The organism is Enterobacter sp. PP-008-ECC_S150, assembly GCF_045257065.1.
Classification (GTDB): Bacteria; Pseudomonadota; Gammaproteobacteria; order Enterobacterales; family Enterobacteriaceae; genus Enterobacter; species Enterobacter chengduensis.
The window spans coordinates 34,233-57,097 of the sequence record NZ_JBJHHG010000013.1 but is presented as its reverse complement, the minus strand read 5'-3'; the positions used below and the strand labels follow the sequence as shown (position 1 = coordinate 57,097).

Sequence of the window (22,865 nt, the reverse complement as noted above, 5' to 3'; positions counted from 1 at the left end):
CAGGAGATCCTCATGTTTGATTTACTCCTGCGCCGTGCGCGCCTCGCCGACGATACCCTGACCGATATCGCCATTCAGGACGGGAAGATCGCCGCGACGGGCGACATTATCGCCCCCGCGCGTAAAACGGTTGAGCTGAACGGCGACGTGTTCGTCAGCGCAGGCTGGATTGACTCCCACGTTCACTGCTACCCGAACTCGCCGATTTACCACGACGAGCCGGACAGCGTGGGCATTGCCACCGGCGTCACTACCGTGGTGGACGCGGGCAGTACCGGTGCCGACGACGTGGATGATTTCTATAACATTACCCGCAAAGCCTCCACCGAGGTGTTTGCCCTGCTCAACATCTCCCGCGTGGGGCTGATTGCCCAGAACGAGCTGGCCAATATGGCGAATATTGCCGCCGACGCGGTGAAGCAGGCGGTGACGCGCCACCCGGATTTTATCGTCGGCCTGAAGGCGCGCATGAGCAGCAGCGTGGTCGGTGAAAACGGCATTACGCCGCTGGAACGCGCGAAAGCCATTCAGAAAGAGAACGGCGACCTGCCGCTGATGGTGCACATCGGCAACAACCCGCCGAACCTCGACGAGATTGCCGAACTGCTCAGTTCCGGCGACATCATTACCCACTGCTACAACGGCAAACCCAACCGCATTCTGACGCCGTCCGGCGAGCTGCGCGCCTCCATCACCTCCGCCCTGAAGCGCGGCGTGCGTCTGGACGTGGGCCACGGTACGGCGAGCTTCAGCTTTGAGGTGGCGAAACGCGCCATCGCGATGGGCATTCTGCCGCACACCATCAGCTCGGATATCTACTGCCGCAACCGCATTAACGGCCCGGTAGGAAGCCTGGCGAGCGTGATGTCGAAGTTTCTCGCCATCGGCATGACCCTGCCGCAGGTGATTGACTGCGTCACCGCCAACGCCGCAGACGGCCTGCGCCTGACGCGCAAGGGCCGCATCCAGCCGGGTCTTGACGCCGACCTGACGCTGTTCACGCTCAAACGCCAGCCGACGGTGCTGACGGATGCTGAAAACGACAGCCTGCAGGCTGAACACATTCTGGTGCCGCTTGCCGCGATCCGCGCGGGCAAGGGCTACATGACCGAACAAGGGAGCACGGAACATGCCTTCGATTTATGAGAAGTACCATTTAAAGCAGGTTATCAACACCTCTGGCCGCATGACGGCGCTGGGCGTCTCCACGCCGCGCCCGGAGGTGGTGCAGGCGGCGATGGACGGCATGAATCACTATTTCGAGATGAAGGACCTGGTCAATAAAACCGGGGAGTACATCGCGAAGCTGCTGGACGTGGAGGGGGCGACGGTGGTCTCCTGCGCGTCGGCGGGCATTGCCCAGTCCGTGGCGGCGGTGCTGGTGAAAGACAGCGACTGGCTGCTGGAAAACCTGCACGTGACCCCGATTGAGAACAACGAGATCGTCCTGCCGAAAGGCCACAACGTGAACTTTGGCGCGCCGGTGGGCACCATGGTGGCGCTGGGCGGCGGCAGGCTGGTGGAAGCGGGCTACGCCAACGAATGCTCCGCCGATCAGCTGGCGGCGGCGATCACCCCGCGCACGGCAGCGATCATGTACATTAAATCGCACCACTGCGTGCAGAAAAGCATGCTCAGCGTCGAGCAGGCGGTGGTTGTGGCGCGCAAGCACGATCTGCCACTGATCGTTGACGCGGCGGCGGAAGAAGATCTCCATACCTATTACCGTTCCGGCGCGGACCTGGTGATTTACAGCGGCGCGAAGGCAATTGAAGGGCCGACCAGCGGGCTGGTGATCGGCAAGACCCAGTACGTTGAGTGGGTGAAGCGGCAGACGGCGGGCATTGGCCGCGCGATGAAGGTGGGCAAAGAGGGCATTCTCGGCCTGACCTGCGCCATCGAACACTACCTGACGGCGACCAAAGAGAGCGGCGCCGAGATGGTGGCGAAGATGACGCCGTTTATCGACGCGCTTAACACCCTGAACGGCGTCACCGCGCGCGTAGTCTGGGACAGCGCCGGGCGCGACATTGCGCGAGCGGAAATTAAGTTTGACGAAGCCGCAACCGGCGTCGGCACGGGCGACCTGGTGGCGAAGCTGAAGCAGGGGGAATACGCCATTTATTTCCGCGGCTACAAGGCTAACGAAGGGATTATCGAAGCGGACGTGCGCAGCGTAAACGCTGACCAGCTGAACGTTGTGTACCGCCGCATTAGCGAAGTATTAGGACAGGAGAAAAACGCATGAAACTGACCCCCAACTTTTACCGTGACCGCGTCTGCCTGAACGTGCTGGCGGGCTCAAAAGCCAACGCCAGCGCCATCTACGAGGCGGCGGAAGGCCATGTGCTGGTGGGCGTGCTCTCCAAAAATTACCCGGACGTGGCCAGCGCGGTGGCGGATATGCGCGACTATGCCGCGCTGATTGATAATGCGCTCTCGGTTGGTCTTGGCGCGGGGGATCCGAACCAGTCCGCGATGGTGAGCGAGATCTCCCGCCAGGTGCAGCCGCAGCACGTGAATCAGGTCTTTACCGGCGTCGCCACCAGCCGCGCGCTGCTGGGGCAGAATGACTCCGTGGTCAACGGTCTGGTCTCGCCGACCGGTACCGTCGGGATGGTAAAAATCTCCACCGGCCCGCTGAGCAGCGCGGCACCAGACGGTATCGTGCCGGTTGAAACCGCGATTGCCCTGCTGAAAGACTTCGGCGGCAGCTCGATCAAATACTTCCCGATGGGCGGCCTGAAGTGCCGTGACGAATACCAGGCGGTGGCGGAAGCCTGCGCCCGCCACGACTTCTGGCTGGAGCCGACGGGCGGTATCGATCTGGAAAACTATGAAGAGATCCTGCAGATCGCCCTCGACGCGGGCGTGAGCAAAATCATCCCGCATATCTACAGCTCGATTATCGACAAGGCCAGCGGCGACACGCGCCCGGAAGACGTGCGTACGCTGCTGGCGATGACGAAGAAGCTGGTTAAGTAATAACACCCAAAGGAGCCACCATGCACACCCGTAACCTGCTCGTCGCTTCACTCTCTTTGCTCGCCACCACGGCCATCGCCCAGCCGCAGTACGCCTGGGTCGGTACCTACAACCCCAACGGCGAAGGGCTGTACCGCTTTACCGTCGACCCGCAAACCGGTGCGCTCGGCAATAAAACGCTGGTGAGCAAGCTGCCGAACGCCGCGCAGCTTACCCTCGCGAAAGATGGCAAAACGCTCTATCTGGCAAGCGAAGTGGAGCAGGGCGTGGTGCAGGCGCTGCGCGTCGGCGATAACGGGGAACTGAACGAGCTGAATCAGGTGGCGTCCGGCGGCGCGGGGCCGGTCTATCTTGCCCTGACGCCGAACGGCCAGCACCTGCTGGTGGCAAACTACGTCAGCGGATCGATTGCCGTTTTGCCGATCAACGCAGACGGCAGCCTGGGGGAGGCCACGGACACGCATCAGGATCGGGGTGAACCGGGCGCGGCGAAGCCGGAAGCGGCTGCGGAGGGCAGTTTTGCCATCAGCGATCACAATGGCCCCCACGCGCACATGATCGCCGCCGATCCGAGCGGAAAGTACGTGTTTTCCACCGATCTGGGGTTAGATCGCATCTATCAGTACCGGTTTGACGATCGAACAGGGAAGCTGACCCCGAACGATCCGCCGTTTATCAGCGCCTCCTCGAAAGGGGCCGGGCCGCGCCACTTTGTCTTTACGCCGAAAGGCGATGCCCTGTGGCTGATTAACGAAGAGGCGTCCACGCTGACCCATTATACCGTGAACGCCAACGGCACCCTGAAAGAGGGCAAAACGCTTTCCGCCCTGCCGGAAAGGTACAAAGGCACCAGCTTTGCTGCCGGGCTCGCATTAAGCGCCGATGGCAAGCAGCTGTATGTGGCTAACCGTTTGCATAACAGCATCGGGCACTTTACCGTAACGGCAGAGGGCACGCTGACGCATCAGGACGACGTGTGGACGCGCGGCGACTACCCGCGCACCCTGACGCTCGACAAGCAGGGGCGCTGGCTGTACGTCATGAACCAGCGCAGCGACAACATTACCCGTTTCCGCGTCGGTCAGGACGGCAAGCTAGGCTTTGAGCCAGACTATACCCCGGTCGGCAGCCCATCCCAGATGGTCATTTCACCTTAAGCTGTAAGAGGACAAACTCGTGCGATTTCCGAACCAACGTTTAGCGCAACTTTTCGACCTGCTGCAAAACGAGACGCTGCCGCAGGACGAGCTGGCGCAGCGGCTGTCGGTCTCCACGCGAACCGTCCGTGCCGATATCACCGCCCTGAATGCGCTGCTGGCGAGCCACGGGGCGCAGTTTATCCTGAGCCGGGGCAACGGCTATCAGCTTAAAATTGACGATGCTGCGCGTTATCAGCAGCTACAGGCCTCCCACCCGCGCGCGCTGCGTATTCCCCGGACCGGGCCGGAGCGCGTGCATTATCTGGTGGTGCGTTTTCTGACCTCTGCGTTTTCACTCAAGCTTGAGGACCTGGCGGACGAGTGGTTCGTCAGCCGCGCCACGCTGCAAAGCGACATGGCGGAGGTGCGCGAGTGGTTTCATCGCTACAACCTGACGCTGGAAACGCGCCCGCGTCACGGCATGAAGCTGTTTGGCAGCGAGATGTCGACCCGCGCCTGCCTGACCGATCTGCTTTGGGAGCTGGCGCAGCAGGACAGCCTGAACCCGCTGGTGACCGACGTGGCGCTCAACGCGGGCGTGGCGGAGCAGATGGTGCCCGTGCTGCACGACGCCTTAACGCGTCACCATATCCGCCTCACCGACGAAGGCGAGCTGTTCCTGCGCCTCTACTGCGCGGTGTCGGTGCGCCGCATCAGCGAAGGTTACCCGCTGCCGGAATTCCACGCCGAAGACGTGGAAGAGAACGTGCGCGAGGCGGCGAAGGATATCGCGGTGACCATCCAGCGACTGGCGGGCAAGGCGCTTTCACCGTCGGAGGAGAGCTGGCTGTGCGTGCACATTGCGGCGCGGCAGATTCAGGAGATTGCCCCGAGCGCGATTAACGCGGATGACGACGAAGCGCTGGTTAACTACATCCTGCGCTACATTAACACCCACTATAACTACAACCTGCTCAGCGACGCGCAGCTGCACGCGGACCTGCTCACGCACATCAAAACCATGATCACCCGCGTGCGGTATCAAATCATGATCCCCAATCCGCTGCTGGATAACATTAAGCAGCACTACCCGATGGCGTGGGATATGACGCTCGCGGCGGTGTCGAGCTGGGGCAAATACACGCCGTATGCGATCAGCGAAAACGAGATTGGCTTCCTGGTACTGCATATTGGCGTCGGGCTGGAGCGTCACTACAACATCGGCTACCAGCGCCAGCCGCGCGTGCTGCTGGTCTGCGACGCCGGTAATGCCATGGTCCGCATGATTGAGGCGGTGCTGCAGCGTAAATATCCCCAAATTGAGGTCACGCGCACGCTCACCCTGCGCGAGTACGAGCAGGTGGAATCGCTGAGCGAGGACTTTGTCATCGCCACCGCCCGCGTCAGCGAAAAGTCGAAACCGGTGGTGACGATCGCCCCGTTCCCGACCGACTATCAGCTGGAGCAGATCGGCAAGCTGGTGCTGGTGGACCGTACCCGCCCGTGGATGCTGGATAAATACTTCGACGCGGCCCATTTCCGCATTATTGATAAGCCTGTCGATCAGCAGACGCTGTTCCGGGAACTGTGCGCGCAGCTTGAAGGCGAGGGGTTTGTCGGCGCGGAGTTTCTGGACTCGGTCATTGAGCGTGAAGCCATCGTCAGCACCATGCTCGGCGACGGCATCGCGCTGCCGCACTCCCTCGGCCTGCTGGCGCAGAAAACGGTGGTCTATACCGTGCTCGCCCCGCACGGCGTCCAGTGGGGCGACGAAACCGCGCACGTCATCTTCCTGCTCGCCATCAGCAAAAGCGAGTATGAAGAGGCGATGGCGATTTACGATATCTTTGTCACTTTCCTGCGCGAACGGGCCATGTCGCGGCTCTGCAGCTGCGGTGATTTTGCCGAGTTTAAGGCGGTGGCGATGGAGAGTTTGAGTCGGTTTTGAGAAAAAGGCGGATAAATAATATCCGCTTTTCATTAACGCAAATGATGCACAACCTGGTTGCTGCTGCCGCGCCAGATGAGCGCAGGGTCTTTTAAATCCTGAACGAACTTGCCGTCGACCAGCACGTTAATCAGATCTACCACTTCCATTTGCTGCGCGTTCAGCTCTTCCAGCCTGTAGCCCGTCCAGACCCAGATATCCTTTCCTGCACACTCGCGGCGAATGCGTTTTACCAGATTCAGGATCTCCGGCACGTTTTGCGGGTGCAGCGGATCGCCGCCGGAGAGCGAAATCCCCTGGCGTTTGATGCGCGTGTCGTTCAGGTCGTTAATGATTCGGTCTGCCATGTCAGCAGTAAACGGCATGCCGGAATTTAAGCGCCAGGTGCTTTTGTTGTAGCAGCCGGGGCATTCGTGGACGCAGCCTGATACAAACAGGGTGCAGCGGGTGCCGGGGCCGTTGACGATGTCGACGGGGTAGTACTGGTGATAGTTCATTGCGAATAACCACGCCGGGTAAGCGCAGCGCCACCGGGCATGAACGTGGCAGCGGATTACCCGATCTGCCCATTCCCCAGATGCTTCACGCGGCGCTTCACCTCTTCCTGCTTGCCGGCGTTAAACGGACGCGCGTCCGGGCTGCCGAGATAGCCGCACACGCGGCGGGTTACCGAGACGCGGGCCGCGTCGTGGTTGCCGCATTTCGGGCAGGTAAAGCCTTTGCTGGTACACTCGAACTCACCGGTAAAGCCGCACTCGTAGCACTCGTCGATGGGCGTGTTGGTCCCGTAATACGGCACGTGCTGGTAGCTATAGTCCCACACGTCTTCCAGCGCCTTCAGGTTGTGCTGGATGTTCGGGTACTCGCCGTAGCAGATGAAGCCGCCGCTGGCGATCGGCGGATAGGCCGCTTCAAAGTCGATCTTGTCGTACGGGTTCACCTTTTTCTCTACGTCCAGGTGGAAGCTGTTGGTGTAATACCCTTTGTCGGTCACGCCTTCCACAATCCCGAACTCGGCGGTGTCCAGACGGCAGAAGCGGTCGCACAGGTTCTCGCTCGGCGTGCTGTAGAGGCTAAAGCCGTAGCCGGTCTCTTCTTTCCACTGGTCTACCGCGTCGCGCAGGCGCTGCACGATGGCGATGCCTTTCTCACGCAGGGCTTCGCTGTCGTACATGTGCTGGTCGCCAAACAGCGCGTTGATGGTTTCGTGGATGCCGATATAGCCCAGCGAAATGGACGCGCGGCCGTTTTTGAAGATCTCGGACACGTCATCGTCGGCTTTCAGACGCACGCCGCAGGCCCCTTCCATATAGAGGATTGGCGCCACGCGGGCTTTGACGCCTTCAAGCCGGGCGATACGGGTCATCAGCGCCTTACGCGCCAGCTGTAGACGTTCGTCCAGCAGTTTCCAGAATTCAGCTTCATTGCCTTTGGCCTCCAGCGCGATGCGCGGCAGGTTAAGGCTGATCACGCCCAGGTTGTTACGCCCGTCGTGGATCTGCTCGCCGTTTTCATCCTCGTACACGCCAAGGAAGCTGCGGCAGCCCATCGGCGTTTTAAACGAGCCGGTGACTTTCACCACCTGATCGTAGTTCAGGATGTCCGGGTACATGCGCTTGCTCGCGCACTCCAGCGCCAGCTGCTTGATGTCGTAGTTCGGATCGCCAAACTTGTGGTTCAGGCCGTCGCGAATGGCGAACACCAGTTTTGGGAACACCGCCGTTTTGCGGTTTTTGCCGAGGCCGGAAATGCGGTTGCGCAGGATGGACTGCTGAATCAGGCGCGATTCCCAGCTGGTGCCCAGGCCAAAGCCGAAAGTGACAAACGGCGTCTGGCCGTTGGCGGTGTGCAGCGTATTCACCTCATACTCCAGCGACTGGAAGGCGTCGTAGCACTCTTTCTCGGTGCGGGAGTGGGCGTAGCCGTCAGCGTCCGGAATCTGCCACTCTTCGGCCGTTTTACGGTGCTTGTTGAAGCTTGCCGTCACGAACGGGGCCAGCACTTCGTCAATGCGGTTAATGGTGGTGCCGCCATAGATGTGGCTGGCGACCTGGGCAATGATCTGCGCCGTGACCGCGGTGGCCGTGGAGATGGACTTAGGCGGTTCAATCTCGGCGTTACCCATTTTAAAGCCGTGGGTGAGCATGCCTTTCAGGTCGATCAGCATGCAGTTGAACATCGGGAAGAAGGGAGAGTAGTCGAGATCGTGGTAGTGGATCTCACCGCGCTCGTGCGCCGAGACCACGTCGCGCGGCAGCAGGTGCTGACGGGCGTAGTGTTTGGCGACGATACCGGCCAGCAGGTCGCGCTGGGTCGGGATCACCTTACTGTCTTTGTTGGCGTTTTCATTGAGCAGGGCCGAGTTGGTCTGCTCCACCAGGCCACGGATCTCCTGGTTCAGACGACCGCGCTTCTCACGCTGCACGTCACGATCGTGGCGGTACTCAATGTAGGCGCGCGCCAGCTGCTTGTAGGGCCCCGCCATCAGCTGATTCTCAACCGCGGTCTGGATCTCATTGATATCGACCTGGCTACGTTCGTTCATCTGGCTGCTAACGACGTCTGCGACGGTGGCGCAGTAATCTGCGTCATCGACTCCCGCTGCTTTAGCTGCACGCAGAATGGCTTCCTGGATGCGCTCTGATTTAAACGGCACTTTACAGCCATCACGTTTCATCACATGCGGTGTCATGATCACTCCATTTTTTAAAAACAGGTTATCCACAGAGGTGGAGAAGACTTCACCGGGCGTATTCCCCGCCGGGCCAAAGACTTCCCGCGTTCCCAGTTCGTGTTATCCACAATTCCGGCCAGCGTAAGCGCCGTCTTGTTGTTGGAATAGTAGACGATAAATACAATATGTTGGGTCGGCGTGCATTTTAAGTGCTACATATAGTGATTTGCATCAAACATGTTTGCGTTTTATTTGATGCAGAACAAAGTAAAAAGGCGAGAGTACAAACGGCGGGCTCTACAGGCTTTGTAAAGTAGGGGGAGAAAAATCTGATTAATTATTCAACAAAAACAAGCGCTCAGCACGGTAGGGGCTGAGCGCAACGGAATTAATGTCCCCCGCAGACCCAGCTTAACCCGGCCTGTAAAAAGGCGGCGCTAGCGATGGTGCCCAGCACCAGCGGGATGAGAAGGGAACGAGCGGGAACCGCATGTTCAACAGGGGGGCTTCCGTACTCAGGGCGGACATGGCCTCTTCCCGGGTGCGCGCCGCCAGAAGCTGCTCACGCACCCGGTCTTCCGTCAACAGGCTGGTCAGCGTCGTCAGCAGCTGCATATGCGTGCTGCCTGCTTCAGCAGGAGGAATAGCGAGCAGGAAGACCATGCTCACCTCTTCCTCCCCCTCCAGTCCCGGCCAGCGTATCGGGTCGTCAAAGAGCGCCAGGCAAAACGCCGCCTGATGCACCGTCTCCGATTTACCGTGCGGAACGGCGAGCGCTTCGCCCAGGGCGGTAGGTCCTTCACTTTCACGCTGTAAAACGCTGCGGATAAACGCCTCTTGATCGCTGATGATTTTCCGCTTTGCGAGCGGTTCGGTGAGCCAGCGGATCAGCGCTTCAGGCGTACGGCATGGCGGGTTGATAAAAACCAGATCGGGGTGCGTCAATGCAAGCAAGTTCATGTTAAGCCTCAATCAAAAAATCGCAGGTCGCGGAAGGGAGGATCGCCGTGACCGGCGGCACGGGTTCTTCCAGATAGTTGATCTGACGAAGCCCAGCCAGCGCCGCAGGAACGCGAACCGGCTGAGTACCGGCGTTAAACACGCGGACGACCGTACCAGGCGACCGTTGGGCATGGGGCAAGGCAGAAAGAATGAGCGGCTCCGGTAGGGTTAGCAGCGAAAATTGTGCCGGAAGGCGGCGTTCAAACAGACGTAACGAAAAGCGCTCAAGGCGGTGATCGAGCGTATGCAGCGTTTGCCGCTGATAGGTATAAGGCTCTCCAGCCACCTGATTTTCCAGCTGGCGAAGCGTGAGATGGTCAGCGTTATCAGCCAGCGCGACGGTGAATGAAAAGTGCAGCGGTTTCAGCAACTGGGCATCGGGGGTTTCAACGACCGTATTATTGATGCCGGAGGCCCGGCCCGGTCGCCAGTCAAGGTCGTTTCGCCCGAGCACCCCCGTCGATTTGAACAATGTCAGAGCTATAGCCGCCGGTTCGCTGCCGATAATCTGAAATTCCTTCATGCCGCGGCTATTCACCACCAGCGCTTTTCCTGCTTCCGCGATAGCGATAATGCCATCGCTGGTTTCGATATCCACGGGCTTCTCCCGATAGCGTTCCTGCCAGTTTTCATCGTCATAACCCGTTTTACGGCGGATGACCGCAAAGGGCTGTGAGGCGATGGAGTGATGAGTCTGGATATCGCTATTGATCAGCACGCGCAGCCGGTGATCGCAGTGGCTATTTTCCAGCGAACTGTCGACATACAGGTTCGGATCGTCATGGCGCAATTCGCACGCCACACGCAGGGTTAACGGTTTTCGGGCCGCATCCTGACGTCCGGCGAGATCCTGCGGCAGAAGCAGCGTCGCCTCAATAACCAGCTTTTCGACAAGAGGTGTTTTCAGGCAGTCAATAAGCGTGAAATGAGAACAGCGAGTCGGCGTATTGCCCGCGAGCGGTGAGAAATCGTAGCTGTCGCCCGCATCCGCGCAGTCTTCGAAGGTGAAGAGAGAGGGGATACATCTGCCGTTGCGTTTGTCCTTCAGGGTTAACGTTCCGGCGTCCAGCGTCAGCCGATAATGTGCATTCTCTATTTCGCCTCCCTTTATCTGTTCAGGCTGCCGGAAAGGCGTGGGGCTATCTTCAACGTTTACGGTCAGATAGCCGACCGGCGGCAGAAGCGGGGTTTGCACTGCAACCTGCCAGCGATAATAAGGAGGAAGGGGCGTCTCGCATTCCCCTTCGGCGGTAAGGGAAATTGCCGTTCCGCCGGGCAGACTATCCCTTTTCAGAACATCAAAGGAGATGGGCCGCCCCTGACAGGACAGAGTGATATTTTCAGCGCGGCTGTACAGCGTGGTTTTAATCACGCGCCGCGCTGGGGTCGCCAGCGGGTTAAACAGCAGCAGGTCGCCTTCCTGAGCGCAGGCGCTAGCCAGGGTTTTCACCACCACATTCCACAGGCTGTGGCACAGCTGCTCGGTTTGCGCCAGTCGATGCAGAATGTCGCGGTTAGTCGTATCGCTATTACAGCCGCCGATGGAGTCGTGGGCATGGCTTCGCAACAGCTTCTTCCAGAGCGTATCGACCACTGAGAGGTTGACCGGGATCCCCTGATGCCGCGCCATGGCGATCGTCGGCTCCAGCTGTCGCAGGATAAACCGCTCAATTTCATCATTTTTCTTTTTGATGTCGTAGCGCACGGAGCCGATAGTTTTGTGGATACGGGTGTAGCGCGGCGATTTCAGCTCGCCTTCCCAGCATTCAAATTGGTCACGCTGTTCGCGCAGGATGTCGACGTAGCGCTCCAGCGAGCTGATGACGTACTGGTCCTGGTGCGGGGAGTGTGTGCTCGCGACCTGCAGAACTGTCGGCAGCGTCGGGTCAATGCTGACCTGATCCCCACCGCAGGGCAGGAGCAGGTCATGTATACCGGCCCGCGATCGCAGCAGATCGACCATCGGATAGATTTTCCCCTGCAGATGGCTGGCTTCTGCGGAGATATTTTTAGCCGCACCATACCCGAGCGCCATCACGCAGGCGATGACGCTCGCACCTGACGGCGCGCGCCAGATAAACTGGCTGTTTTTGGCCTGCCGGTCGTGATCGATACCTCGCCAGAAGACGATGTTGTCGATATTGCAGCCCTGCAAAATCGTGGGCATCTGCGCATTGTGACCGAAGGTATCCGGCAGATACCCGACCTGCATCGCATGCCCCAGCGTCCGGGCGGCGAAGATACCGTACTTGAGATTGCGGATAATGGATTCGCCATGCACGTTGTAGGTATCCGTCTGGGTATACCACGGCCCCACAAAAACCCTTTTCTCGGTGACCAGTTTTTCCAGCCTGGCGCGATAATCCGGGTTGATGGCGAGAAAGTCATCCACCACCGCCATCTGTCCGTCAAGGTGATAGCAGCGGTAAGCCGGGTTTTGCTCCAGCGTGTCGATGACGTCGGCAAAGTTATATGACGCCAGCACCATGCTGTCCTGACGGGTGAAGTACCACTCCTGATCCCAGTGGGTGTGGGCAATAACGTGGATCTGATTCATGGCGTTCCCCTTACCTGCCGTGCTTTGGGCTGACATAAAGCACGCCCAGGGCGCAAATCAGTGCGCCGATAAAGACGCTCACCAGGTAACCCGCCACGTTGGTGGCCAGCGGCCAGCCCCAGATGGCGGGCAGAGGCAGCGTTTGTTTCACGCCAAGGGCAACGGCGACCAGCGCGCCGACGACGGCACCGGTCATGAACACCGGGATCAGACGTGGGTTTTTCAGGATGAAGGGGATAGCGCCTTCCGAGATCCCGATAACACCCAGTAACAGCGAGGTGCTGCCAACGGTTTTCTCTTCCTGGTTGAAGACATTCGGCAGACCAAAGCGGCCGTTGAGGAATGCAGCAAAGCCAACGCCAATGGAGGGGATCACGATGGAGAGTTCACGGGCGGTTAAGTCAAAGGTCTCGCTCATGCCATTCAGACCGAGCGCGACAGAACCTGCCGCCTTGTTGACCGGACCGCCCAGGTCAAAAGCGGTGCCTGCAGCAATCATCGCGGAATAGAAACCGCGTCCGGTATCACCTGCCGAGGTAAAAAAGACCACCATCAGTTGGTTAAGCGAGCCAAAAATCGGGTTGATCAGATACTCCATGACCATCACCTGCGTAATGCCGGTGATCAGCGGGACGATCAGCATGGTCTTAATGGTGGTGAGCTGCTGGCGGACGTGAATAGAATCATTAAGCCAGCGCACCAGATAGCCCACAAAAAAGCCAATGCCGATGGCGCCAAAAAAACCGGACGGCATAAAGCCCTCAATATCAAAGAAGCGTTTGTAGACATCGTCGGACATGATGCCGCCGATAAGCCCGGGGATCAGCGCGGGTTTACCGGCAATCGCAAAGGCCAGATACATGGCGAAGACGGGATACATGAACTTGATGGTCATAAAGCCCACTTTATCCAGCACGCTGAACGGCGAATGTTCAATATTAATAAACTGGCCGGTAATTTTTGCCGTCGCCATCATTAGCCCGCCCATGACCACGACCGGTAACATATAGCTGATGGCCGCCATGATATGGCCAATAAAAATCTGGTAAGCCGAACGCCGGATATCGTCCTCGTCTTCATCTGCCACGGTGGTGGCATTTTTTTCCATTGCCAGCGCCTGACGCAGATAGCGATCGGTGTGCTTGATCAGTTCCTGAGTGCGGGTCTGAAGGTGGGGAATGTTTTCAAAGCGCTCGGCATCCTGAATGGGAACGTCGGTAGCCAATATAATGGCGGTGGCGGAGGCAATATCCTGCTTTGTTAAGCGATTTTTAACGCCGTCGCTGCCCTGCGTTTCGACCTTTACCTCCATGTTATGCGCTTTAGCCCATGCAATAATTTTATTTGCCGCCATAAAGGTGTGGGCAATGCCTGTTGGGCAGGCCGTTACCGCGACAACTTTTTGTTTCGTCATTGTCATAATTCCCTGGATGTGAAAACAGGGAAAGTATAAAGAGAAGCCAAAGTAGTTTTTAACGTTTGCTAATACTTATTACGTATCGTGATACGCGAGCACGCAATATGTGAAGCGCCTTCCAGAGGCTATTTTGCCATTATGGTAATGTCATGTCGGGATTAAACAGGGTGTAATATATGAATTCATTTCAGGGAAGTGAACGTTTGATATTTGAATACATTCAACATCATGCGTCGAATATTTCTAATATATCGGCAAAAGAGATTGCCCGTGATACTTTTACGACGACGACTTCCGTAAATCGCGTGTGTAAAAAAATGGGGTATAAAAGCTATACCGAGCTTCGGTATCGTTTTTTACGCGATCGTTCTACCCCTGCGCCTGCAAACCCTGACGTGGGGCAGCAGGGGGACGATGTTGTGGCCGAGGTGTCCAGGCTGCTGATCCATTCCAGCCCTATTTTTCTCTACGCACGGGGCGCATCGCTCACCAGCCTTAACTATCTGTCACGTTTTTTATCCCTGGCGAGCCTGCCGCATCTCATTCTTAATGATATGCATCAGCTGACGCGAGTATCGAAGGGAACGCTGGTGTTGATCAGTAAATCCGGAGAGACACAGTCTTTAATTGAAATGGCGCGTAACGCGCTGCGCAAAGGGTTAAAAATTATCGCGATCACCCGCGAGGGGTCTACGCTGGCCGCGCTCTCTTCATTGTGCTGGCCGCTGTTGATTGATATCAATGCGGTTTCGCTGTATCAGCGGGAAGGACAGCTTGAACTGCTGACCGCCGTGGATCGTATCGGCTGCAGGCTGCTGCAGCACGATACGGTGTAGTCAGGCCGTTAGAGTTTTTTCACTACGCCAAGACGGATGGCGTAATCATTTTTATGATCGCCATTATCGGTAATGTATGTTTTATCCAGTGAGACCAGTTCGACGTAAGGTGTCCAGCCATCGTCGAGCTTATAGTTGAATGCGACGGTATGTTCCCAGTAGGTGTCATCTCCGGTACCCTGATCGACACCATCCTGCCAGCGGAAACGTGGGTTGTAGGACATCCCGAACTTGCCAATGTTATAAGCGAACCAGATGTCGAACTGGTGTGACTGGCGGCGGGTATAACCGCTCCCGTCTAATTCTCTGTCACTGTGCGCATCATTGACGGTGTTATAGCGATAACGGGCAGAGAGGTTTAAACCGTTATCGAACGCTTTCCAGCCCTGAATGAAGGGGCGGTAATGGGTATTGCTGGCGGTGAAAACCGTTACCATGCCGGGTGCGACGGCGAAGCCGTTTCCAAGATCGAAGCGCCAGCGCGTTTCGATCTCCTGGGCCGCCTCCGTGACTCCCTTGTCGTCCGGGTTATATCGGTCGGTATCGCCAAAAAAGGTATCGTTGTGGTTTTGTGCGGCTTCAACGGAGAAATAAAAACCGTTATCCGCCTGATGCATAACCTTAATACGTGAATCATTTACGTCTGAGCGCGTGTTATGACCAAATCGAAGGTCAACGGACGTATTTCCGCACCATCCCTGCGCGCTCAATAATAATGCACTAATACACGTTGTCTTAATAATTGTCTTTTTCATAATGTCCTGCCGAGGTTATTTTATTGGCAGGGGTATTTTTATTTTCGGTACGCCGCGATGTAAAAGTTATCGTCGTACATTTAGCGTATCGCTAAACATAAAATGTGTTTCGCCCGGCGGCGCTACGATGTCTAGCCAAACGTAGGCCGGGTCAGCGCAGCGCCGCCCGGCAAAACAGACGGCTTAGTCCTGCACCCACCAGATAGCTTCAAACGGGCGCAATTGCAGCGTATCGGGACGGGAGGAAGCCTCTTCATAGTTGCTGAGTGCGACCCGCCATGCTCCCTGCACCGGCGCCGGTTGCCACTGCTGGCGCTCGCGGCTCAGGTTCGCCACCACTATCAGCGTCTGCCCCTGCCACTGACGGCGGTAACACCACAGAGCAGGGTGTTCCGGCAGGAGATCCTCATAATCTCCCCACGTCAGTACCGGCAGCGATTTGCGCAGGCTAATCAGCGACTGATAGGTGTAGAACACCGAATCCGGGTCGTCCAGCGCGGCACGGGCGTTCACCGTCTCGTAGTTGTCGCAAACCCCAATCCACGGTTCGCCCCCGGTAAAGCCCGCGTTGTGCGACGCGTCCCACTGCATTGGCGTGCGGCCATTATCGCGGGATTTGCTCGCCAGAATCGCCAGCAGTTCCTCCGGATCGCGACCGTTTGCCCGCATTTCGGCGAACATGTTCAGGCTTTCCACGTCGCGGTAATCGGTGATGCGGCTGAAGTGCGGGTTGGTCATCCCCAGCTCTTCGCCCTGATAGATGTACGGCGTGCCCTGCATGCCGTGCAGCACCATGCCGAGCATTTTTGCAGCGTGAACGCGGTGTTCGCCTTCATCGCCAAAGCGGGACACGATGCGCGGCTGATCGTGATTACACCAGAACAGCGCGTTCCAGGCCCTGCTGTGCATCCCCTGCTGCCAGTGGCGGAAGAGGGTTTTCAGCGCGACGAAGTCCGGCTTCGCCTTCGTCCACTTCTCGCCGCCGGGGTAATCCACCTTCAGGTGGTGGAAGTTAAAGGTCATCGACAGCTCGCTGCCGTCGAGCGACGCGTACTGCTGGCAGTTTTCCAGCGAGGTCGAGGACATCTCGCCCACCGTCATCAGGCTGCGAGGGGTAAAGACGTCGCGGCTCATCTCCTGCAGATATTCGTGGATGCGCGGCCCGTCCGTGTAGAAGCGGCGACCGTCGCCATGCTCGTCGTCCGGGAAATCCTGATCTTTTGAAATCAGGTTAATCACGTCCAGGCGCAGGCCGTCCACGCCGCGATCGGCCCAGAACTCGCACACCTTTTTCAGCTCGGCGCGCACCGCCGGGTTTTCCCAGTTGAGATCCGCCTGCTCCGGCGCGAACAGGTGCAGGTAATACTGCTCGCTCTCGGGGTGCCAGCGCCAGGCGTTGCCGCCAAACTTGGAGCGCCAGTTGTTAGGCTGCTGCTCCGGGGTGCCGTCGCGCCAGATGTAAAACTGGCGGTACGGGCTCTCTTTGTTCAGCGACTCGCGGAACCAGGGGTGCTGCGTCGAGGTGTGGTTGAACACCATATCCAGCACGATGCGGATGCCGCGCGCGCGCGCTTGGGCGACCAGCTCGTCAAAGTCATCCAGCGTGCCATAGGACGGATCGATGGCGGTGTAATTCGCCACGTCGTAGCCGTTATCCACCTGCGGGGAGATATAAAACGGCGTCAGCCAGATGGCGTCAATGCCGAGGGTTTTCAGGTAGTCCAGACGCTGCGTCACGCCGCGCAAATCGCCGGTGCCGCTGCCGGTGGTGTCCTGGAAACTCTTTGGGTAAATCTGATAGATGACGCCGTTCTGCCACCAGTGAGGAAGGGTATTCATAGTGTGTTCCTGCAAATGCGAAGGGGCGCAACTGCGCCCCGAAAGAGAAGAATTAAACAATCTGCAGCGAGCCCTGACGGAACTTGCGCTGGTAAACCACGGTGGTGAGCGCCATTGGGACGATAATCGCGATGGCCATCGCCAGGGCAAACACCTGCCAGAAAGCGGGCTGGATGGAGAGAATGCCCGGCAGCCCGCCCACGCCAATCCCGTTTGCCATTACGCCGTTCAGTCCGCACACCAGGCCCGCCAGACCGGAACCGATCATCGCGCAGAGCATCGGGAAGCGGTATTTCAGGTTGATACCGTACATCGCTGGTTCGGTGACGCCGAGGTAGGCGGAGATAGCCGCCGGAACGGAGATCTCGCGTTCGTTGTGCTTGCGGCTGACGATGATGATGCCGGTCACCGCGGACGCCTGAGCAATGTTAGACAGGGCGATAATCGGCCAGACCGGCGTGCCGCCGAGGCTCTGGATCATCTGCATATCAATGGCCAGCGTGGTCTGATGCACGCCGGTGATCACCAGCGGGGCGTACAGGAAGCCAAACAGCGCGGCACCAATCGGCGCGAAGCTGCCGGTCATCAGGTGACGCACCGCGAAGGCCACGCCGTCGCCGATCATGCGGCCAAACGGACCGATAAAGGCGTGCGCCAGGAACACCGCCAGAATCAGCGAGCAAACCGGCACCACCACCAGATAGAGGTAATCCGGCACGATGCGCTTCAGGCGCGTTTCGATAAAGCCCAGCGTCAGGCCCGCCAGCAGGGCCGGAATAACCTGCGCCTGATAGCCCACTTTGGCGATGGTAAACAGGCCGAAGTTCCACACCTCAGGCACCTGCTGACCAAGTAAGTAAGCGTTCATTAACTGCGGAGAGACCAGCGTGACGCCCAGCACGATACCGAGGATCGGCGTACCGCCCATCTTGCGCACCGCGGACCAGCAGATCCCAACCGGCAGATAGAAGAAGATCGCCTCGCCAATCAGCCACAGGAAGTCGTACACGGTTTTCAGCGCCGGATAGATCTGCGCCAGGGTTTTGCCGTCGCTCATCGGCACGTCGCCGATGACGTTACGGAAGCCTAAAATTAAGCCCCCGCTGATCAGCGCGGGCAGGAGCGGGAAGAAAATTTCCGCGAAGTGGGAGATCAGCTGCTCGTGCCACTTCATATTCTGGCGCGCGGCCTTCTTGGCCTGCTCTTTATCCGCCGCGCTATGCCCGGTGGTTGCCAGCAGAGCCTGATAGTAATCGCCCACTTCGGTACCAATGACCACCTGGAACTGACCGGCGTTGGTGAAGCAGCCTTTAACCATGGAAAGTTCTTCAATGGCCTTCGGATCCGCTTTGGCCGGATCGTTCAGCACGAACCGCAGGCGGGTAATGCAATGGCTGACGGTGGCGATGTTTTCGCGGCCGCCGACCAGGACGATCAGCCGATCGATATCTGCTTGTTTGACTTTACTCATCATGAAACCTCATGACAGATGGAAGGGGTGTAATGACCTGAGCGCAAGCCTACTCCTTCAGCGTGACGGCGAAAATGGGAACGTTCCCGAAATCGGGCGAAGATCACAATAATCCGTTGGGCGGGGGTTAAGAAAGGTGGGCAGGAATGACGATTCGGCGCGGTTCGCTCCGCCCGTTGATCTGCTCGATCAGCTGCGCGGCGGCCTGCCTGCCAGACTCGGCGTAGCCGGGGTCGACGGTAATAATTTCCGGGTGCAAAAACTTCATCAGCGGCGTGCTGCCGACGCTCGCCACCTGCAGGCCGTCGATGCGCTGCTCCTGCAGATATTTACTCGCCCCCAGCGCCAGGGTGTCCGTGGCGCACACCAGCGCGGTGGTTTGCGGGGTCAGAACGCTGGCGACCTGCTCGTACCCCTGCTTCATGCCCAGCCCCGGCAGGGAGGCGACGGCGGAGAGGTTGTGCTTTTTGCAAAACGCCAGGTAGGCCTCATGGCGACGCTTGCCGGTGGTGACGTCCGCGTGGGGCACGCCGAGGAAGCTGATGTGGCGATGGCCTTCGTCAAACAGGCGCTGCATAAGAGTGATAATCGCCCCCTCGTCGTCATAGCAGACGGAGGCAAAGCCGTGGGCGTCGCGCGCCATCATGACCAGCGAAGGCTGCCAGGGTTTCAGCATCTCGTCCTTAATGCCGGTAAACCCGAACAGCACCACGCCGTCAATGTTGCGCCGCTGGAGCATGCCCAGATGCTCTTCCACCAGCTGCGGCGAGAACTGGCTCTCCATCATGATCGGGTCATACCCCTGCTCATAGAAGGCGGGCAGCATGGTCTGCACGGCGAGGTTTTCAGACAGAGAGTCCAGACGCGAGACAATAATGGCGACGACTTTGTCACTCTGCCCGCGCATGGCGCGCGCGGAGCGGGAAGGGGAAAAGCCGTGCTGATTCATGACCGCCTCAACGCGCTCGCGGGTGCGTTCGCTGACGCCGCTTTCGTTGTTAAGCACGCGTGAGACGGTCGATTTCCCCACGCCGCTTAAACGCGCGATGTCTTTAATGGTAAGGCGGTTCTGCATGCTGTATTCCCTGTAACAACGACAAAGTGGTCAATTGAGCCTAATGCTATAGCGCGATTTCGCTATGGGCAAAGTCTGGTTTACGTTCGGTTTATTTGCAGGGGGTTATAATACCGCCCGAATGGTCACAAAGGGTACGCTAAAATCCGTATACTGCGCGGCGACACCCTACTTTTTACTTACCGGAGGCTTCATGGATCCCGATCCCACACCTCTCCTGAGCGAGAGCATACGTTCTTTCCGGTAAGCCAGCCCGTTGCTGACTCACCGGTGATGTGAGGCAGCAACGTCCCAAACGTTCCTGCTTGAAAAATTGAGTGCCTCTCAGGTACGGCCTTGCCACGCCTGAAGGAAATGCTGCGTCCGCATTCGCGGATGCGGAGGAATGATTATGTTTAAAAATATCACCCGGCAGCTGCAGGCCCTGCTGAGCCGCCACCTGCCACACCGCCTTGTTCAGCGCGACCCGCTGCCAAACGCCAAAAACATGGCGGGCACCGCGATCCCCGCGTCCCTGACCGAGCGCTGCCTCAACGTGGCGGCGATGGATGAAAACGAAGTCTGGCGCGCCTTTGGCGGACACCCGGAAGGGCTGAACGCGGCCGAAGTGGAAAAAATCCGCGCCGTGCATGGCGATAACCAGATCCCGGCGCAAAAGCCGTCTCCGTGGTGGGTACACCTGTGGCTCTGCTACCGCAACCCGTTCAACCTGCTGCTGACGGTACTCGGCCTTATCTCCTACGCGACGGAAGATCTGTTTGCCGCAGGGGTGATTGCCCTGATGGTGGGGATTTCCACGCTGCTGAACTTCATTCAGGAAGCCCGCTCTACTAAAGCGGCGGACGCCCTGAAGGCAATGGTCAGCAACACCGCGACCGTCTCGCGCGTGATTAACGATCTCGGCGAAAACGCCTGGGTGGAGCTGCCAATCGACCAGCTGGTGCCGGGCGATCTGGTGAAGCTGGCCGCGGGGGACATGATCCCGGCGGATTTACGCATCATCCAGGCGCGCGATCTGTTCGTGGCCCAGGCCTCGCTGACCGGGGAATCCCTGCCCGTTGAAAAGGTGGCGCGCAGCCGCGACCCGCAGCAGATGAACCCGCTCGAGTGCGACACCCTGTGCTTTATGGGCACCACGGTGGTCAGCGGCACCGCGCAGGCGATTGTCACCGCCACCGGGGGCAACACCTGGTTTGGCCAGCTTGCCGGGCGCGTCAGCGAGCAGGAGAGCGAGCCGAACGCCTTCCAGAAAGGGATTGGCCGCGTCAGCATGCTGCTGATCCGCTTTATGATGGTGATGACGCCCATCGTGCTGCTGATTAATGGCTACACCAAAGGCGACTGGTGGGAAGCGGCGCTGTTTGCGCTCTCCGTGGCCGTCGGCTTAACGCCGGAAATGCTGCCGATGATTGTCACCTCCACGCTGGCGCGCGGGGCGGTGAAGCTCTCTAAACAGAAGGTGATCGTCAAACACCTCGACGCCATTCAAAACTTTGGCGCGATGGACATTCTCTGCACCGATAAAACCGGCACCCTGACTCAGGACAAAATCGTGCTGGAGAACCACACCGATATCTCCGGCAAAACCAGCGAGCGCGTGCTGCACAGCGCGTGGCTGAACAGCCACTACCAGACCGGGCTGAAAAACCTGCTCGACGTCGCGGTGCTGGAAGGGGTAGATGAAGAGTCCGCCCGCACGCTCTCCGGCCGCTGGCAGAAGGTGGACGAAATCCCGTTCGACTTCGAGCGCCGCCGCATGTCGGTGGTGGTGAGCGAGCAGCAGGATGTTCACCAGCTGATCTGCAAAGGCGCGCTGCAGGAGATCCTCAACGTGTCGACGCAGGTGCGCTATAACGGCGACATCGTGCCGCTGGACGACACCATGCTGCGCCGCATCAAGCGCGTCACCGACAACCTGAACCGTCAGGGGCTGCGCGTGGTGGCGGTGGCGAGCAAGTTCCTGCCCGCGCGGGAGGGGGACTATCAGCGTATCGACGAGTCCGATCTGATCCTCGAGGGCTACATTGCCTTCCTCGATCCGCCGAAAGAGACCACCGCACCGGCGCTGAAGGCGCTGAAGGCGAGCGGTATCACCGTCAAAATTCTCACCGGCGACAGCGAGCTGGTGGCCGCGAAGGTGTGCCACGAAGTGGGGCTGGACGCGGGCGACGTGGTGGTGGGGAGCGACATTGAGCACCTGTCCGACGACGAGCTGGCGAAACTGGCGCAGCGCACCACGCTGTTTGCCCGCCTGACGCCGATGCACAAAGAGCGCATCGTCACCCTGCTTAAGCGCGAAGGGCACGTGGTGGGCTTTATGGGTGACGGCATCAACGACGCGCCCGCGCTGCGTGCGGCGGACATCGGTATCTCCGTCGATGGCGCGGTCGATATTGCCCGCGAGGCGGCGGATATCATTCTGCTGGAAAAGAGCCTGATGGTGCTGGAGGAGGGCGTGATCGAAGGGCGTCGCACCTTCGCCAACATGCTCAAGTACATCAAGATGACCGCCAGCTCCAACTTCGGCAACGTCTTCAGCGTGCTGGTGGCGAGCGCGTTCCTGCCGTTCCTGCCGATGCTGCCGCTGCACCTGCTGATCCAGAACCTGATGTACGACGTGTCTCAGGTGGCGATCCCGTTTGATAACGTGGACGATGAGCAGATCCAGAAGCCGCAGCACTGGAACCCGGCGGATCTCGGGCGCTTTATGCTGTTCTTTGGCCCGATCAGCTCCATCTTCGACATCCTGACCTTCTGCCTGATGTGGTTTGTGTTCCACGCCAACACACCGGAACATCAGACGCTGTTCCAGTCCGGCTGGTTCGTGGTGGGGCTGCTGTCGCAGACGCTGATTGTGCATATGATCCGCACCCGCCGCATTCCGTTCATCCAGAGCCGCGCCGCGTGGCCGCTGATTGTGATGACGGGGATTGTGATGGTGCTCGGCATCGCGCTGCCGTTCTCACCGCTGGCAAGCTATCTGCAGCTGCAGGCGCTGCCGCTGAGCTACTTCCCGTGGCTGGTGGCGATCCTCGCGGGCTACATGGTGCTGACGCAGATGGTTAAAGGGTTCTATGCGCGTCGGTATGGGTGGCAGTGATTTTTTTTGCCGGGTGGCGGCTTCGCCTTACCCGGCCTACTCTCGATACGTAGGCCCGGTAAGCGAA

15 protein-coding genes and 1 pseudogene are annotated in these 22,865 nt (G+C 58.8%); 7 read left to right on the top strand and 9 right to left on the bottom strand.

The annotated features are described in order from the left end of the window. Positions 1-12: 12 nt before the first annotated feature. Genes ACJBF3_RS15115 through ACJBF3_RS15095 form a run of 5 tightly spaced genes read left to right on the top strand, consistent with a single transcriptional unit; the run spans position 13 to position 6,072 of the window. Complete coding sequence (locus tag ACJBF3_RS15115; RefSeq protein WP_045329799.1) at positions 13-1,146, top strand: amidohydrolase/deacetylase family metallohydrolase; 1,134 nt, start codon at positions 13-15, stop codon at positions 1,144-1,146. Continuing rightward, positions 1,130-2,248, top strand: coding sequence for a DgaE family pyridoxal phosphate-dependent ammonia lyase (locus ACJBF3_RS15110; protein ID WP_045329797.1), 1,119 nt, complete (start codon positions 1,130-1,132; stop codon positions 2,246-2,248). The genes ACJBF3_RS15115 and ACJBF3_RS15110 overlap by 17 nt, the downstream gene beginning before the upstream one ends. Beyond that, positions 2,245-2,985 (top strand): 2-dehydro-3-deoxy-phosphogluconate aldolase, encoded by a 741-nt coding sequence (locus tag ACJBF3_RS15105; protein WP_045329795.1) that lies wholly within the window; start codon positions 2,245-2,247, stop codon positions 2,983-2,985. Before ACJBF3_RS15110 ends, ACJBF3_RS15105 begins: the two co-directional genes overlap by 4 nt. A gap of 20 nt (positions 2,986-3,005) precedes the next feature. After that, complete coding sequence (locus ACJBF3_RS15100; RefSeq protein ID WP_045329794.1) at positions 3,006-4,142, top strand: lactonase family protein; 1,137 nt, start codon at positions 3,006-3,008, stop codon at positions 4,140-4,142. A gap of 19 nt (positions 4,143-4,161) precedes the next feature. Then, positions 4,162-6,072 carry a transcription antiterminator gene (locus ACJBF3_RS15095; protein WP_045329792.1) on the top strand — a complete coding sequence of 637 codons (1,911 nt, stop codon included), beginning with the start codon at positions 4,162-4,164 and terminating at the stop codon, positions 6,070-6,072. Between the two features lie 32 nt (positions 6,073-6,104). Here ACJBF3_RS15095 and nrdG read toward each other — a convergent pair whose 3' ends face one another. The 5 genes and pseudogenes from nrdG to ACJBF3_RS15070 form a co-directional block, all read right to left on the bottom strand. Further along, positions 6,105-6,569, bottom strand: a complete 465-nt coding sequence (gene nrdG, locus ACJBF3_RS15090) for an anaerobic ribonucleoside-triphosphate reductase-activating protein (RefSeq protein WP_045329790.1) — start codon at positions 6,567-6,569, stop codon at positions 6,105-6,107. Between the two features lie 56 nt (positions 6,570-6,625). Continuing rightward, positions 6,626-8,764, bottom strand: a complete 2,139-nt coding sequence (nrdD, locus tag ACJBF3_RS15085; RefSeq protein ID WP_045329788.1) for an anaerobic ribonucleoside-triphosphate reductase — start codon at positions 8,762-8,764, stop codon at positions 6,626-6,628. A gap of 370 nt (positions 8,765-9,134) precedes the next feature. Beyond that, positions 9,135-9,706 (bottom strand): annotated as a pseudogene (locus tag ACJBF3_RS15080) (PTS sugar transporter subunit IIA). Between the two features lies 1 nt (position 9,707). Then, complete coding sequence (locus ACJBF3_RS15075) at positions 9,708-12,305, bottom strand: glycoside hydrolase family 38 C-terminal domain-containing protein (protein WP_045329786.1); 2,598 nt, start codon at positions 12,303-12,305, stop codon at positions 9,708-9,710. A 10-nt stretch (positions 12,306-12,315) separates the two neighbouring features. Beyond that, entirely contained in the window at positions 12,316-13,719 is a 1,404-nt protein-coding gene (locus ACJBF3_RS15070; protein WP_072058178.1) for a PTS fructose transporter subunit IIC, read from the bottom strand. Between the two features lie 179 nt (positions 13,720-13,898). On the opposite strand from ACJBF3_RS15070, the gene ACJBF3_RS15065 reads away from it, so the two are divergent. Further along, positions 13,899-14,558 carry a MurR/RpiR family transcriptional regulator gene (locus tag ACJBF3_RS15065; protein ID WP_045331756.1) on the top strand — a complete coding sequence of 220 codons (660 nt, stop codon included), beginning with the start codon at positions 13,899-13,901 and terminating at the stop codon, positions 14,556-14,558. 8 nt (positions 14,559-14,566) lie between these two features. Here the strand turns inward: ACJBF3_RS15065 and ACJBF3_RS15060 are convergent, their stop codons facing one another. The 4 genes from ACJBF3_RS15060 to treR form a co-directional block, all read right to left on the bottom strand. Next, positions 14,567-15,313 (bottom strand): oligogalacturonate-specific porin KdgM family protein, encoded by a 747-nt coding sequence (locus ACJBF3_RS15060; RefSeq protein ID WP_045331753.1) that lies wholly within the window; start codon positions 15,311-15,313, stop codon positions 14,567-14,569. Between the two features lie 183 nt (positions 15,314-15,496). After that, the gene (treC, locus tag ACJBF3_RS15055; RefSeq protein WP_045331750.1) at positions 15,497-17,152 is read right to left on the bottom strand and encodes an alpha,alpha-phosphotrehalase; all 1,656 of its coding nucleotides are present in this window, start codon (positions 17,150-17,152) and stop codon (positions 15,497-15,499) included. A gap of 52 nt (positions 17,153-17,204) precedes the next feature. Further along, positions 17,205-18,623 carry a PTS trehalose transporter subunit IIBC gene (gene treB, locus ACJBF3_RS15050; RefSeq protein WP_045331760.1) on the bottom strand — a complete coding sequence of 473 codons (1,419 nt, stop codon included), beginning with the start codon at positions 18,621-18,623 and terminating at the stop codon, positions 17,205-17,207. Positions 18,624-18,750: 127 nt separating this feature from the next. Then, a complete protein-coding gene (treR, locus tag ACJBF3_RS15045) occupies positions 18,751-19,698 on the bottom strand; it encodes a trehalose operon repressor TreR (protein ID WP_045331748.1) in 948 nt (315 codons plus the stop codon). Positions 19,699-20,089: 391 nt separating this feature from the next. Here treR and mgtA point away from each other — a divergent pair, with 391 nt between their 5' ends. Then, positions 20,090-22,798: a magnesium-translocating P-type ATPase gene (gene mgtA / locus ACJBF3_RS15040; protein WP_047716746.1), complete on the top strand. Its 2,709-nt coding sequence runs from the start codon at positions 20,090-20,092 to the stop codon at positions 22,796-22,798. Positions 22,799-22,865 lie beyond the last annotated feature (67 nt).